The organism is Parabacteroides johnsonii DSM 18315 (assembly GCF_025151045.1).
GTDB lineage: Bacteria > Bacteroidota > Bacteroidia > Bacteroidales > Tannerellaceae > Parabacteroides > Parabacteroides johnsonii.
Genome location: NZ_CP102285.1, coordinates 2,605,946 through 2,620,977, shown reverse-complemented (window position 1 = coordinate 2,620,977; position 15,032 = coordinate 2,605,946). Strand labels below are relative to the sequence as shown.

The following is a 15,032-nucleotide window of genomic DNA, read 5'->3' as shown; positions in this document are numbered from 1 at the left end:
AAATGGAAGATCATAAACCCATATTGTGGAACCGGAATTTCGTGCAATGCTGTATTTCCTATTTCCTGATGAACTTCTCTTTTTATATGTTGATGCCGACGATGCCGGTCTATCTGGTGGAAGTTTTAGGAATCGATACGGCGAGTGTGGGGATCGCTTTGTCCAGCTATACGATCGGCTTGCTCTGTGTCCGGCCTTTTTCGGGTTTTTTAGTGGATTGTTTTTCGCGTAAGCCGTTATACCTTTTCGCCTTCTTTGTTTTTGCTTTCATGTTCGGAGGATATCTGATCGCCACGACGATGCTGACTATTATGGCTGTCCGTTTCATTCAGGGTGGCTTTATGGGGTTGACTTCGGTTGCCGGAAATACGATTGCGATCGATGTGATCCCTTCCTCCCGGCGCGGCGAAGGAATGGGGTTTTACGGTCTGACGATCAACCTGGCGATGTCGCTGGCACCGTTGGTGGCCGTTGCCATCTATGGGAAAGGCGGGTTTCATCCGGTTGTCTCGATCGGTTGGGCGGCGGCTTTGATCGGAGTCGGTTCGGTTTGCCTGATCCGCTATCCGAAGCGGGAAAAGGTGCCGCGGCCGCATTTTTCCCTCGACCGTTTTATCCTGGTGAAGGCGTTGCCGGCTGCGCTTGCTTATATCCTGGTGGCTATTCCTTATGGGATGATTACCTCTTTTGTTGTTTTGTACGGAAAGGAAATAGAGGTGGCCGATCCGGGCTATTTCTTTATTTATATGGCGATAGGAGTAGGAACGTCGCGCCTGATCTCCGGCAGATTGGTCGATCATGGGAAGATACATTGGGTGTCGGTCTGCTCTTCGGTCTGCTTGCTGGTGACGTTTACCGTGTTTGCGACTGTCCACCAGTCTTGGGTTTTCTTTGCCTGCGCCTTGATGATTGGCATCGGGTACGGAGTAGGGGTTCCGGCTTTCCAATGCCTCTTTGTCAATGTCGCTCCGCATAATATGCGCGGTACGGCGACCTCTACTTATCTGACCTCTTTTGATTTTGGGGTCGGTATTGGAATGCTTTCGGCCGGTTTTATCGCTTCCTGTGCCGGATTGGCTGTGGCCTATGGAGTGGGAGCCGGTTGTTGCCTGGCTTCGCTTGGCGTTTATCTGCGTTGGGTGAGGCCCTCGTATGAGAAGCATAAATTATTAGTATAAGTTTATTATGAAGAAAGAGAAAAACAATAGTATTAAGGTACAACATTACGAATCGCCTTGCGGCCTGCTGTTGCTCGGTTCGTTTGGTGATAAACTCTGCTTATGTGACTGGCAGGTGGAAAAACATCGCGATCATGTAGACCGGCGGTTGAAACGGATGCTGTGTGCCGAATTCGAGGTTGGCACATCGGAAGTAATTGAGAAAGCAGCAAGGCAACTCGACGAGTTTTTTGCCGGAAAGCGTAAAGAGTTCGATCTGCCGCTTCTTTTCGTTGGTACGGACTTTCAAAAGGCTGTGTGGAACGAACTGTTGAAAATACCTTTCGGAAAGACGGTCTCTTATGGAGAAATGGCCTTGCGTATCGGTATGCCCAAAGCTGTCCGTGCGGTTGCCAATGCCAACGGCGCAAATTCCATATCGATATTCGCACCCTGTCATCGGGTGATCGGCAGTGATCGTTCGCTGACAGGTTACGGCGGCGGGCTTTCGGCTAAAAAGTTCTTGCTTGAATTGGAGTCCCAACCCAGGCTGGCTCTGTAAATAGAAGGTCGTCTGGTTTGCAAGTAGCCATAACGGAGTTTTCGACATTAATGCCGGAGCATTTATTAATTTGGTCTATTAATAAAGAATATGGTATCTTATTTGTAGTAAATATTGCATTTGTACTTCAAAAAGATTTCTTAATTGTTAAACAATATCCAATTTGCTAATCGTTAACAATATTTGAGTATATTCAAGAACAATGTTATAAAACATATTGTTATATTTGTAGTAACGAAAAGATAAAAGGTAAAAAGAAAGGGGCAGATGGCCCCTGTGTTTAGGTTTAACAATTTAATGTTTAGGTATTATGAGACGTTTAGGTATGGCTGTTGCAGCCGTTTTATTATGTGCAACAATGGGTTTTGCACGCGAGAACCGTAACAATGTAAGTAAAGAACCGTTTGCTATTAACTTTGAAAAATTGAGCAACTATTTGCAGTTGTCCTCTTATCAGGCCAATGAAGTAGCAAATATCAACGAGTATTTTCTGGATATGCAGGGAGAAAGTCTCCGGGCAAGTGAAAAAATGCGTGACAAAAAGATGCGTCAGGCTGTTTATGGAAATCTGAAGTTGATGAAGAAGGTTCTTACACCGGAACAGTATCGCAAATATGTGGTTCTGTTGAATGTGACAAATAACAATAACCGCACTTTGAATTTCTGATAATTCAATCTGAATCAGGTTATTTTTGATAGCGGGAGAGATTGTATGCTTTATGTGTACAATCTCTTCTTTTTTATCTATCTTTGCGCTGTTTTAACAAATAATGAACAACACAAAAATCGAACAGCAACGCAAACATGGAACAACCGCTTAATCTGGTTTCTAATACCACGCTGAGAAAAAATGTAGCAGACTACACTTTGATTGTTATCGGTGCTTTTTTACAGGCACTTAGTTACAGTTTATTTCTTGCACCTTATAAAATCGTACCGGGAGGGGTGTATGGTATATCGATTGTTTTGCACCACGTGACGCAGGGGCTTTTCTCCTTTATGCCCGAAGGATTGCCGATGGGAGCGACTGCTCTTTGTTTTAATGTGCCTTTGTTACTTTTGGCCATGAAAAAACTTGGTTTGGCATCGGGGCCGAAAACAATTGTGACTTTTGTCTTGATATCCATTTTTACAGATAGTTTTTCATATCTGTTTGCCAATCAGCCTTTGGTTGAGAATGACAGTTTTATTGCTTGTTTTTATGGTGGCGCAATTTTAGGACTTGGAGTGACGTGTGTGTTCCGTGCGCAGAGTACGAGTGCCGGTACGGATGTGTTGGCCCGTGTGATCGCCCAAAATTCTAATTTGAAGGTAAGCAATATGATTATCGTCATAGACTCGACTGTGGTGATGTTGGGGTTGCTTGTATTCCAGGATTGGGCGGTGCCTTTGTACTCCTGGTTTGCTATCTTCGTATTCGGAAAAGTGGTGGAAATGTTTCAGACCGAGAATCCCAACCGGGCGGTGTTTATCGTTTCGAAGAAAACGCAAGAGGTAAAAGAACTGATTGTCGGAAAGATGGGGATGCGCGGTACTTTCCTGCATGGTCGCGGTATGTATGAAGGAAAGGAAAAAGAGATCATCTTTACCATTGCCGAACGTAAAGACCTGCCCCGCCTGAAAGATGAAGTGAAGGAAATCGACCCGAATGCCTTTATCTCGACTATGCATGCAAGTAAGGATTCACCGCGTCCGGGAATTTAAAGAGTTGAAAGTTGAGAGTTGAAAGTTGAAAGTTATTTTCGCTCTCAACTTTCAACTCTCAACTTTCAACTTTCAACTTTCAACTTTCAACTAAAATGTATACCTTTGCCTCATTCTAAAAACAAACCGTAATAGTAATGCCTAATATTTCACAACGAGGAGTCGATATGCCGGCTTCCCCAATTCGGAAACTTGCCCCGTTGGCTGATGCTGCCAAACAGAGAGGTGTTCATGTCTATCACTTGAATATCGGTCAACCTGACCTGCCTACCCCGCAAGCGGCATTGGATGCGATCCGGACGATCGATCGGTCGGTGTTGGAATACAGTCCCAGTCAGGGATATCGTAGCTATCGTGAAAAATTAGTAGGATATTATAAGAAGTATGATATAAATCTGGCGGCGGATGATATTATCATTACGACTGGTGGTTCGGAAGCCGTATTGTTCGCTTTCCTGAGTTGTCTGAATCCGGGTGATGAAATTATCGTGCCTGAGCCAGCCTATGCCAACTATATGGCCTTTGCCATTTCGGCGGGGGCGGTGATCCGTACGGTAACGACGACGATCGAGGAAGGTTTTTCTCTGCCGAAAGTAGAAAAATTCGAAGAGTTGATCAATGAGCGTACTAAAGCGATCTTGATCTGTAACCCCAATAATCCGACCGGGTATTTATATTCTCGCCGTGAAATGAACCAGATACGGGATATCGTAAAGAAATATGATCTTTATCTGTTCTCGGATGAGGTGTATCGTGAGTTTATATACACCGGTTCACCCTATATTTCCGCTTGTCATTTGGAAGGGATCGAACAAAATGTTGTGCTGATCGACTCGGTGTCGAAGCGTTATTCGGAATGTGGTATCCGTATCGGTGCGCTGATCACAAAGAATGCCGAGGTCCGCAATGCCGTTATGAAGTTTTGTCAAGCCCGTTTGAGTCCGCCGCTGATTGGTCAGATTGCAGCCGAGGCTTCTTTGGATGCTTCCGAAGAATATGCCCGTGAGACGTATGATGAATATGTCGAACGGCGTAAATGTTTGATCGACGGCTTGAATCGTATTCCGGGGGTGTATTCTCCGATTCCGATGGGAGCTTTCTATACGGTAGCCAAATTACCGGTGGATGATGCTGATAGGTTCTGTGCCTGGTGCTTGAGTGATTTCGAATATGAAGGGCAGACGGTTATGATGGCCCCGGCTTCCGGTTTCTATACGACCCCGGGGCTGGGGAAGAATGAAGTCCGTATGGCTTACGTTCTGAAAAAAGAAGACCTGGCGCAGGCACTCGTGGTGCTTCAGAAGGCGCTGGAGGCATATCCGGGGAAAACAGTATAAATGAATTGATAATTGACAATGAATAATTGACAATTAAAACCTGTCAATCCAAAATTGTCAGTTGTCAATAGTTAATTGTCTATTGCTTTGAGCCTAGAGTATTTTATAGCAAAACGTATCTATTTCAGCAAAGAGGGAAACCGGCAGGCTACTCCTCCTGTTGTTCGTATTGCTATGATCGGAATAGCCTTGGGACTGGCTGTCATGATCCTTTCGGTGGCTATAGTCATTGGTTTTAAGAAGGAGATCCGGAATAAGGTGATCGGTTTCGGCTCTCATATCCAGATCACGAACTTCGATAATAATGCTTCCTATGAATCGACTCCGATTGCTGTAAGCGACTCGTTGCTGGATTACTTGAAAGCTTTTCCGGGCATTACGCATGTGGAGGCTTTTGCTACGAAGCCGGGAATCCTGAAAACAGATACCGACTTTCAGGGGATTGTCCTGAAAGGAGTAGATGAGAACTACGACTGGACTTTTTTCCGTAATAATTTGAAAGAGGGTGAACTGTTCACCCTTCCTACCGATAAGGCGTCTACGGATGTGTTGATCTCCCGTTATCTGGCTAATCTGTTGGGCCTGAAAGTGGGTGATTCCTTTTTAACTTATTTTGTGCAGGATGAAGTGCGTGCCCGTAAATTCCATATAACAGGTATTTATGAAACGGGTTTTGTCGATTATGACAAGCTGTTTGTGATAGCTGATATCCGTCAGATACGCCGCTTGAATGGTTGGGCACCCGACGAGGTGAGCGGTTTGGAATTGCAAGTGGCTGATTATGATCATTTGGACCGGATTGCCGAAGATTTGTATTTTGATATTGCCGAGAAGCAGGACCGGAATGGCAACACATATTATACCCGCTCCATCAAAGAACTGAATCCGATGATATTCGACTGGCTGGAGGTGCAGGATATCAACGTGGTGGTGATCTTGGTACTGATCCTGGCCGTTGCCGGCTTCACCATGATTTCGGGGCTGTTGATTATTATTTTGGAACGGACGAACATGATCGGTATTTTGAAAGCTTTGGGTGAAAATAACACCAGTATCCGCAAGATATTCCTCTATATATCCTTTTTTCTGATTGGAAAAGGGATGATATGGGGCAATTTGATCGGAATCGTACTTTGCCTCGTTCAATCTTATTTTCGTGTTGTAAAGCTCGATCCGTCCGTTTATTATTTGGATGCGGTTCCTATCGACTTGACCGTCTTTTCCATTGTTTTGCTGAACATCGGTACATTGACCGCTGCTATGTTAATGATGCTCGGACCTTCTTATCTGATAACTAAAATCCATCCGGCAAAAAGTATTCGGTTTGAATAATAATGTGCCAATTGGTATATTGTCTGATTGGCATATTGTTTTATGCTACATTATTGGTAAAATCTTTTTTCCCGTTGAACATTCTGTAGATACGGACATATATGTCATAGGCCGGTTGAGCGATTTCCAGCAAGGGAAGCCAGACGGTCAACGGGTTTTGTTGCAGGAGTAGAGCTGATTTTTTATAAACGAACGCTTTGACTGTGAACCGGAAGATCAAAAGTAATCCTGCCAGTATCGAAAGTAGCCAGTTTCCTAAAAGCCCGGCGATGAAGGTGGAAATTGCCGCAATTCCGAAAAATAGATAACTGACGATTTCCATCCGGTAAAAAGTTAAGGAACATCCTTTGTAAAAACGTTTGGTGGCGGAGCGGGAGGCTTTCATTTCTCTCCAGGTTCCGGAATCCTCTATTTTGTTCATCTCGATGATGGAATCAGACGAGAGTTGTACTTGTGTATTGGTGGAATTCGAGACTTCGTTGATGAACAGATCATCTGCTCCGGCATGAAGGTTGAGGGACTTGGAGTAACCTTTGTGGTCAAAGAATAGTTTCTTGCGATAGGAAAGGTTCCGACCGTTTCCGGTGAAAGGATGATGGGAGAGGGCCGAAGATATCATTTGTAACCCATTGGTCAGGTTATCATAAGCAATGAGCTTGTGTAGGAACCCTTTTGTATGGCGATACGCGCAAAAACCTAAAACAATATCTGTTTCGGTATTGTAGGAATTGACCATTGCCTTGATCCATTTAGGACTGATCGGACGGCAGTCTGCTTCGGTGAAAAGGAGGATGTCATGTCGGGCAGCCTTGATCCCCATAGTGAGCGCAAGTTTTTTATGGCTCAGGTATTGAGTGTCTACAGGCACGTATGTATAATAGAGGTTCTTGTATTCATTTGAAAATAGTTTCAAAATGTCTTCACTGTCGGCATCGGAACCATCGTTGACAACAATGACCTCATAATCCGGATAATCCTGGTTCAGCAATACCGGCAGGTTATTGCGTAAATCTTCTGGTTCGCCGTGAGCATAAACAATGACAGAGACTGGTTGGGCTTCTTTGTCCACCGTAGCCTGTTCCGTGCTTTCGGCTGTCTTTGCGGCACGTAACGGGCGTGCATATGTAACCAGATAATAAAGTATTTGTATGATAAACAACACACCTGTAATTCCTGCCAGGAGTAGTTCAAGGGTAGAGAATGTAAGTAAATTTTCGCTCATCGATATTATATTGTCTTTGGTAGTGCAAATGTACGGATGATTTTTGATTTTATCGCCGTAAAATGGTTGCCGATCTATATAAAAGGCTATCTTTGCCCCTGTCAAATAGTTAACAGAGCGCCATAACCCCTCAAATGAACGCTGCGGATGCGGATCGCGACGATTTCCATATCGGTATCATCGAACAGATCCTGACCACCCAGCGACATTATGACCCGCTCATCAAGGCTGTCGGTGCCCACATGGACCCGTTGGTGTCTGCCTTCCAGGGAGGACAGGCGCGTGCGTATGACGACCAGACGGGGATGATGGATAATTTCCTGCAGGAACTGCAGTCTGACAAGTACAAGGATGATGTTGAAAAGCTAAAACTCTCCAGTTGGATCGATGCTTTGAAAAAGGCGAACGACCTTTGCGCCTCATTGAGTTCGGGACGCACGGGCGAACGGACGGAACAGGTGAAAAAACAGGTGACTGCCCAAACGCGTCCGATCTGCGATGCGGCTTATGCAGATGTGGTCAAGCATCTCAATGCACGTTGCCTGATTAATGGCGACGAGAAATATGCCGAACTGATCACGTATTGGAACACTCGTCTGGATCATTACCGGGCCGTCACTTCCCATCGCCTCGGCGCCGGGAAGGGGGGAGCACAGGTAAGGGCGACATCACGCCGACCCCTCCTGCCGGAGGCGGAGGAGACGAACGCCCCGGCGAATTGTAAGCCCGGAGGACAAAAAAGAAAAAGCGGGGATGGCAGGGATCTCCGCTTTTTTTATGAGGCTAAGGGTCATTTCTTCCCGCAAAGCTTGAACAGCTTGCAAAGGTCGTAACCGGCAGTGAGCTGGAAAACGCAGTTTTTGTCGGAGTACTCTTTTACATTTGAGACGATCCCGGCATTATAACTGAATGCCAGGTCCAGCCCGAAGTCGAAGCGATAGCCTAAGCCGAAAGTGATGGAGGCTAATGTGTTTTGATAGGGAATGTTTTGTTTACCCGTTCCTGCCCCATCTTCGCCGGACATCAATAGCCAAATCCAATCGTTTCTTTTTATGCAAAGATCCAATTGCGGTCCGGCAAAAATGTTTAGTCCTTTCAATATGTAAGGCATATATAATTTGACTTTCAGAGGAATTAGCAGATAGTTCTCTTCAATAGCATCCTTATTCCATTTGAAACCCTGGTTCGCATATAAAAAATCAGCTTCTAATGCGAAGTTCTGAATCCTGTATTCTCCAAATAATCCGGCAGTAACGCCAGTACGAGAATTATGGTCTATGCCTGTAACCGACACATCTGATATTCCCAAACCGATTTTAGGCCCGAAAGACCACTGACTTTGTGCTGTGCTGCCGGATTGGATACCGAATATCATTAGAAAAAGATAAAAGATTTTTTTCATGATGATGGATTTATATTTAAGGTTTAACATTGATCATTTGTAAATCCTTCTGGTATTTGAGGAAACCGCCTTCTACATACCAGCCGTCGGAGAGACCATTATTCCCCTAATTGCAATGAAAAGAAAGAGGACCGCTTTCCGCATGTTTTTCAATGTAAATACGCCAGATGTCATAACCATCGTCTTTTTCGTATTTATCGTAGGTCGTGTTCATACTGCGGCGTTGACTATCCACAACCCATGCATGGCCTTTATTTGTTTCAGGATTTGTTCCTCTGACATATGCCGGACATTTCTCCTTTGCTTCTTTCCCTGATAGATTCTCTTGCATATCCTCATTAGAACAAGAGAATGATAAGCATAAAAAGAGCAGCATGAGGATAGAGATACAGCCTGAACTTGGAGGATTGTTTGCATGTGTTTTCATATGCGGTAATTTTATAATGTTAGACTTAGTAAATAAATATCACAAATGTAAGGTTTTAAATTGATAGATTAGTAAGTTAATGTGAAAAAATACAAGTCCCCTTGTCCCCGCGCTTGACGCGGGGCCGCAAAAGAACCGACCTTATCAATCAGATGTTTATAGTGGCAGTTTTAGTGCGATCCCGCGTCAAGCGCGGGAACAGGACAGTTTTGTTGTTTATAGCATATCCGAATAATAAGCCACTGGCAACTTCCGGCAGTTATATTGCGAAGCCATCACTTCGCCGTAAGCGCCTGCGGAACGGAGGGCGATCAGGTCGCCACGATGGGCACGGTTCAGTTCGACATCTTTACCGAATACGTCGGACGATTCGCAGATCGGGCCGACAACGTCATAAACTTCAACTTCTTCGTCGCTGGTGATATTTTCCATGCGGTGGTATGCGTCGTACATGGCCGGGCGGATCAGCTCGGTGAAGCCGGCGTCTAAAATACAGAATTTCTTCGTTTCACCGACTTTCACATACAGCACTTTAGAAATTAGCGAACCACATTGTGCGACGATGGAACGTCCCGGCTCGAAATGAACTTGCTGTCCCGGACGAAGTTGCAACAGTTTGTTGAATACGGCAAAATAGTTGTCGAATGCCGGGATAGGCAAATGATTCGGGTGATAGTAATCGATTCCGAGACCACCACCGAAATTCAGATTCTCAACTTTTATTCCACGCGCTTCCAGTTCTTCCTGAATTTCATTGACACGGATTACCAAGCCACGGAAAGCAGCCATGTCTGTAATCTGTGAACCGATATGGCAATGGATGCCGATCAGTTTAATATGTTCCAGGTGGCTGACCAAGTCCAACACCTGTCCGAGCTGACTCAGGTTGATACCGAATTTGTTTTCCTTCATGCCGGTTGTAATCTTGGCATGTGTATGAGCATCTACTTCCGGGTTGATACGGAGGGCGATCGGGGCTACTTTGTTTTTGGCGGCAGCCAGTTCGTCCAGGATTTCCAATTCGGCAGCCGATTCTACGTTGAAGCAGAAAATATCGTTGTCCAGCCCTAAGTTGATCTCCCAATCTGCTTTGCCGACACCGGCATAAACGATTTTGCAGGCAGGGAAACCTGCATCGAGTGCAGCCTGTATTTCACCGCCACTCACACAATCGGCTCCCAGGCCGTATTCAGCGATAACAGACAAGATACGGGGATTAGCGTTCGCCTTGACTGCATAGTGGGCATGATAGCCATACTTTCCGGCTTCCGTTTTCACCATATTGAGCGTTTCTTTCAGCAGCTTTATATCGTAAAAATAGAAGGGAGTTTCCAGTGATTTGAACTTTTCTATAGGAAATGTACCTTTTAATATCATTTTTTTTGAATTTCTTTTGGTAATTAAAAAAGTATATCTATATTTGTAGCACGTAAATTTTTTCATAGTTAAGGTTTTGGTCAGAAAGGGTCATCTGTGAAGACGGCCCTTTCTTTTTTGTTGTACCTTATGAAAAAGGATGGCGTATTGATTGATTCGATACGCCATCTTTTTTGTTTATGCTTTATTGTTGAATAAATGATCGCTTAATGCTTGCAATGCTCGTGTTTTGTCGGAAGCTTTAACAAGGAGCGAGACGTTGTAGTTGCTACCTCCGTACGAGATCATTCGTACCGGGACATCCTTCATTGCCTGGACAATGCGGGCTTCGAAACCGACATTGTCCCATTCTAAATCGCCTACTACGCAAACGATTACCATATCTTCGTCCACTGTAACCGTTCCATATTTTTTCAGGTCGTCCACAATCTCTTCCAGATGTTTGCGATTGTCGATCGTAACGGAAACGCCTACTTCGGAAGTCGTTACCATGTCGATAGGAGTCTGGTAGTTTTCGAATATTTCGAACACCTTACGCAGGAATCCGGTAGCCAACAGCATACGGCCGCTCTTGATCTTGATGGAAGTGATATTGTCTTTTGCGGCGACGGCTTTGATTTTTCCTTTTTCCGTCATGTTGGAAATCATGGTGCCCGGAGCTTCCGGCTGCATCGTGTTCAACAAACGGACAGGGATGTTATTCAGCTTGGCCGGTAGGATGCAGGTAGGATGCAGGATCTTGGCCCCGAAGTAGGCCAGTTCGGCAGCTTCTTCGAAATGCAGGTGGCGAACCGGCGATGTCTTTTCAACGATACGCGGATCGTTGTTGTGCATACCGTCGATGTCTGTCCATATCTGAATTTCTTCTGCGCCGATAGCCGCACCGATCAGAGAGGCGCTGTAGTCGCTGCCGCCACGCTGCAGGTTGTCGATCTCGCCGTAGGCATTTCGGCAGATGTAGCCTTGTGTGATGAAGAGGTCTGCGTCTTTGTGTTCGTCTAATAATTTGACAAGTTTTTCTTTAATATACACAGGGTCCGGTTCTGCGTTCTTGTCAGTACGCATATAATCCAATGCCGGAATCAGAACGGAGTTCACGCCGCATTCGTTCAGATAGAGGTTCATCATACCGGTAGAAATCAGTTCGCCTTGAGCCAGGACAACCTTTTCTTCAAACAGTGTGAAAAGATCTTTCGTAAACGTGCGGATATGATCGAAATGATGTTTTATCAGTTCTTTGGCTTTCTGCTTATATTCGTCGGTGCTGTAGAGTTCTTCAATATGGCCATAATATTTCTGAGCCAGTTTATTGATGACTTCGTTTGCTCCGTCAGGGTTTTTCTTGTACAAGTAATCCGAGATTTCAACCAATGAGTTGGTTGTACCGGACATGGCAGACAAGACTACAATGTTACGTTCTCCCGTAATCAGTTTTGCTACACCTTTCATTCTCTGTGCAGATCCCACAGAAGTACCGCCAAACTTTAAAACTTTCATTTTCTTTTACTATATTAATTTGTTCTTCTTCGCTTTAAATGCGTGTGCAAAGTTACATAAAAAATTATTCTCCAACATCACTTAGGCAGGCATTCTCACATTTTACTATACGCGCGGGATAATTATGTACCAGCGTGTAGTTGTGAGTCGTCATGACGACGGCCGTTCCTTTGCGGCAAATGTCGTGCAGCAGTTGTACGATTTGCCCGCTTGTCTCCGGGTCTAAATTTCCGGTCGGCTCGTCTGCAAGGATCAATACCGGATCATTCAGCAAAGCGCGGGCGATCACGATACGCTGCTGTTCGCCTCCCGAAAGCTCGTGCGGCATCTTGTAGCCTTTGTCCTGCATTCCGACTTGAAACAGCACGTTGTCGATACGTTCTCTTATCTCGCTTTTCTTTTTCCATCCGGTTGCTTTCAGGACGAATTCGAGGTTTTTGTGTACCGAGCGATCGGTCAGAAGCTGGAAGTCCTGAAAGACAATTCCTAATTTCCTGCGCAAGTAAGGAATGTCTTTCCGTTTTATCTTGCAGAGGTTATAGTCCAGCAGCCATGCGTCCCCTTGGTTGATGGGAATTTCGCAGTACAAAGATTTCAACAGACTGCTCTTGCCGGAACCGACTTTTCCGATCACATACACAAATTCTCCATTGTGGAGCGTAAAGGAAGCTTCATGAAGGATCACATTCTCTTCACGGCAGATTTCCACTTTATCCAGTTTGAGCAGGGTTGTCTCTTCCATTGTTATTATCCTTTATGTCTGCTTTTTAGTTCGCGTGCGAGGTCTTCGATTCGAAGTCCTTTGCTTGTCAATAATACGATCAGGTGGTAGATCATGTCGGCAGCTTCATAAACGAGGCGCTCGTCTGTCCCGTTAGTCGCTTCAATAACTGTTTCGACGGCTTCTTCGCCTACTTTCTGTGCCATGCGGTTGATACCTTTCTGGAACAGGGTAGTGGTGTAAGAACCTTCCGGCATTTCCTGGCGACGCTGTTCGATGAAGTTCTGCAAGTATTTGAAGAACATGATATCTTCCACATTCTTTTCGCCGAAACAAGTGTCGGCGCCTGTATGGCATACGGGACCGGCGGGAATAGCCTTGATCAACAGTGTGTCGTTGTCGCAGTCAGCTGCGATGGTGACTACCTGCAGGGTGTTTCCGCTGGTTTCACCTTTCATCCAGATACGGTTTTTCGTTCGGCTGAAGAATGTCACTTTACCGGTCGTTTTTGTTTCTTCGTAAGCTTCTTCGTTCATAAAGCCCAACATCAATACCTTGTTTGTGTTGTAGTCCTGAACGATGGCGGGAATCAGGCCGCCCATTTTTTCAAAATCTAATTTCATTTTTTATCTGACTATTATATTGTTCTTAATTCATCCGTATGCGTTTCTTTATCTTTCAGCACCCGTTTTCGGTTTCATAGGCATGGAACAACAGTTCCATAGGTATGTAACAACAGTTTCATCGGCATGTAACGAGAGTTTCCCTATAAGGAAACGGTTGTTTTCTGCCGTAGCCGTCAGAGACGGACGTTGATCCCTTCTTCGTGGAGATACTGTTTCAAAGTTCCTATGCCGATTTCCCCGAAATGAAACACGCTTGCCGCCAATGCCGCATCCGCCTTCCCTTGGGCGAATGTGTCGCGGAAGTGCTCCATTTTTCCGGCTCCTCCCGAAGCAATGACCGGAATGTGCAGGTTGTCAGCCAGTGTGGCCAACGCCTCGTTGGCGTAGCCGTCTTTCACGCCATCGTGTGTCATGCTGGTAAACAGGATTTCCCCGGCTCCCCGGCTTTCTGCTTCTGCCGCCCACTGAAAGAGATGTTTTTCCGTTGGAATACGTCCGCCATTCAGGTAGCATATCCAGTCGCCCGTTTCGAAATTTGCATCGATGGCCACCACACATACCTGGCTGCCGAAATTTTTGGCAATCTCTTCGATCAGTTCCGGATTACGCAGGGCTGCCGAGTTGATGGAAACCTTATCGGCTCCGGCGCTCAACAGGCGCTCTACATCTTTCAGCTCGTTGATGCCGCCGCCAACCGTGAAAGGAATGCTGATATTGGCCGCTACCTTCTTGACCAGTTCCGTAAATGTCTTACGTCCTTCGTGCGAAGCGGTTATATCTAAATATACCAACTCGTCTGCTCCCTCCCGGCTGTATTGTGCCCCCAGTTCGACCGGGTCGCCGGCATCGCGGAAGTTTACGAAATTAATTCCCTTAACGGTTTTCCCATCTTTTATGTCCAAACAAGGTACTATTCTCTTGGCAAGCATATATAATCATTCGTTTTTATCAGGTGAAGCGGATCAAGTCTTTCAGTTGTATCTTCCCTTCGTAAATCGCTTTACCGAAGATGACAGCCGGAATACCCGCTTCAGCCAGTTTTTCAATATCTTGTATGGAACTGACGCCTCCGCTGGCTATCAGGTAAAGCAGAGGTATCTGTTCCCGTATCTCCTTATATAATTCGATGGCAGGTCCTTGCAACATGCCGTCGCGACTGATGTCCGTACAGATTGTCTTCGTGATCCCTTTGTCGTAATAATCCTGGATGAAAGGGATCAGTTCTTTGTCTGTCGTCTCTTCCCATCCGCTTATTGCGATCATCTTATCTTTGGCATCAGCTCCGAGGATGATTTTCTCCGGACCAAACTTGGTGATCCAGGAAGTGAATATTTCCGGATTCTTCACGGCGATGCTTCCGCCCGTAACCATCTGCGCACCGCTTTCGAAAGCAATTTCCAGGTCTCCTTCCTGTTTCAGTCCACCTCCGAAATCAATGATCAGCGAAGTACGTGTCGCCAGCCGTTCCAACATACGGTAGTTGATGATCCGCCCTTGCCGCGCTCCGTCCAAGTCTACCACATGCAGACGCCTGATGCCATGATCTTCAAACATCTTGGCTACTTCCAGAGGATCTTCGTTATACACTTTCTGGGTGTCGTAATCACCTTGGGTGAGGCGTACGCATTTCCCGTCGATCATATCTATTGCCGGAATCAACTCTATCAT

16 protein-coding genes are annotated in these 15,032 nt (G+C 45.6%); 7 read left to right on the top strand and 9 right to left on the bottom strand.

The window, feature by feature from the left end; genetic code table 11:
• The first annotated feature begins 2 nt into the window (after positions 1-2).
• The 6 genes from NQ564_RS10745 to NQ564_RS10720 all read left to right on the top strand — a co-directional run bounded on the left by NQ564_RS10745 (position 3) and on the right by NQ564_RS10720 (position 6,092).
• Positions 3-1,178, top strand: coding sequence for an MFS transporter (locus NQ564_RS10745; protein ID WP_039848248.1), 1,176 nt, complete (start codon positions 3-5; stop codon positions 1,176-1,178).
• Positions 1,179-1,185: 7 nt separating this feature from the next.
• Positions 1,186-1,719 carry a methylated-DNA--[protein]-cysteine S-methyltransferase gene (locus tag NQ564_RS10740; RefSeq protein ID WP_008151016.1) on the top strand — a complete coding sequence of 178 codons (534 nt, stop codon included), beginning with the start codon at positions 1,186-1,188 and terminating at the stop codon, positions 1,717-1,719.
• A gap of 310 nt (positions 1,720-2,029) precedes the next feature.
• On the top strand, positions 2,030-2,386 hold the full coding sequence (locus tag NQ564_RS10735; RefSeq protein WP_005640785.1) for a hypothetical protein: 357 nt from the start codon (positions 2,030-2,032) through the stop codon (positions 2,384-2,386).
• 137 nt (positions 2,387-2,523) lie between these two features.
• Complete coding sequence (locus tag NQ564_RS10730; protein ID WP_008151011.1) at positions 2,524-3,423, top strand: YitT family protein; 900 nt, start codon at positions 2,524-2,526, stop codon at positions 3,421-3,423.
• Between the two features lie 137 nt (positions 3,424-3,560).
• Positions 3,561-4,760 (top strand): pyridoxal phosphate-dependent aminotransferase, encoded by a 1,200-nt coding sequence (locus tag NQ564_RS10725; RefSeq protein WP_008151010.1) that lies wholly within the window; start codon positions 3,561-3,563, stop codon positions 4,758-4,760.
• An 87-nt stretch (positions 4,761-4,847) separates the two neighbouring features.
• Positions 4,848-6,092, top strand: coding sequence for an ABC transporter permease (locus tag NQ564_RS10720; protein ID WP_008155016.1), 1,245 nt, complete (start codon positions 4,848-4,850; stop codon positions 6,090-6,092).
• Positions 6,093-6,132: 40 nt separating this feature from the next.
• Here the strand turns inward: NQ564_RS10720 and NQ564_RS10715 are convergent, their stop codons facing one another.
• The gene (locus tag NQ564_RS10715; protein WP_039848247.1) at positions 6,133-7,314 is read right to left on the bottom strand and encodes a glycosyltransferase; all 1,182 of its coding nucleotides are present in this window, start codon (positions 7,312-7,314) and stop codon (positions 6,133-6,135) included.
• A gap of 134 nt (positions 7,315-7,448) precedes the next feature.
• Here NQ564_RS10715 and NQ564_RS10710 point away from each other — a divergent pair, with 134 nt between their 5' ends.
• Positions 7,449-8,147, top strand: coding sequence for a DUF6261 family protein (locus NQ564_RS10710; protein ID WP_008151002.1), 699 nt, complete (start codon positions 7,449-7,451; stop codon positions 8,145-8,147).
• Here NQ564_RS10710 and NQ564_RS10705 read toward each other — a convergent pair.
• From NQ564_RS10705 to hisA, 8 genes are all read right to left on the bottom strand, one after another.
• Entirely contained in the window at positions 8,105-8,716 is a 612-nt protein-coding gene (locus tag NQ564_RS10705) for an outer membrane beta-barrel protein (RefSeq protein WP_021862075.1), read from the bottom strand. The two genes, NQ564_RS10710 and NQ564_RS10705, sit on opposite strands and share 43 nt — an antisense overlap.
• A gap of 106 nt (positions 8,717-8,822) precedes the next feature.
• On the bottom strand, positions 8,823-9,143 hold the full coding sequence (locus NQ564_RS10700) for a hypothetical protein (protein WP_021862076.1): 321 nt from the start codon (positions 9,141-9,143) through the stop codon (positions 8,823-8,825).
• 216 nt (positions 9,144-9,359) lie between these two features.
• A complete protein-coding gene (lysA, locus tag NQ564_RS10695; RefSeq protein ID WP_129650090.1) occupies positions 9,360-10,520 on the bottom strand; it encodes a diaminopimelate decarboxylase in 1,161 nt (386 codons plus the stop codon).
• 177 nt (positions 10,521-10,697) lie between these two features.
• Positions 10,698-12,017: an aspartate kinase gene (locus tag NQ564_RS10690; RefSeq protein ID WP_008150997.1), complete on the bottom strand. Its 1,320-nt coding sequence runs from the start codon at positions 12,015-12,017 to the stop codon at positions 10,698-10,700.
• A gap of 64 nt (positions 12,018-12,081) precedes the next feature.
• Positions 12,082-12,759 carry a cell division ATP-binding protein FtsE gene (locus NQ564_RS10685; protein ID WP_008150996.1) on the bottom strand — a complete coding sequence of 226 codons (678 nt, stop codon included), beginning with the start codon at positions 12,757-12,759 and terminating at the stop codon, positions 12,082-12,084.
• A gap of 5 nt (positions 12,760-12,764) precedes the next feature.
• A complete protein-coding gene (gene hisIE, locus NQ564_RS10680; protein ID WP_008150995.1) occupies positions 12,765-13,361 on the bottom strand; it encodes a bifunctional phosphoribosyl-AMP cyclohydrolase/phosphoribosyl-ATP diphosphatase HisIE in 597 nt (198 codons plus the stop codon).
• Positions 13,362-13,537: 176 nt separating this feature from the next.
• On the bottom strand, positions 13,538-14,293 hold the full coding sequence (hisF, locus tag NQ564_RS10675; RefSeq protein WP_008150993.1) for an imidazole glycerol phosphate synthase subunit HisF: 756 nt from the start codon (positions 14,291-14,293) through the stop codon (positions 13,538-13,540).
• A gap of 19 nt (positions 14,294-14,312) precedes the next feature.
• Positions 14,313-15,032, bottom strand: coding sequence for a 1-(5-phosphoribosyl)-5-[(5-phosphoribosylamino)methylideneamino]imidazole-4-carboxamide isomerase (gene hisA, locus NQ564_RS10670; protein WP_008150992.1), 720 nt, complete (start codon positions 15,030-15,032; stop codon positions 14,313-14,315).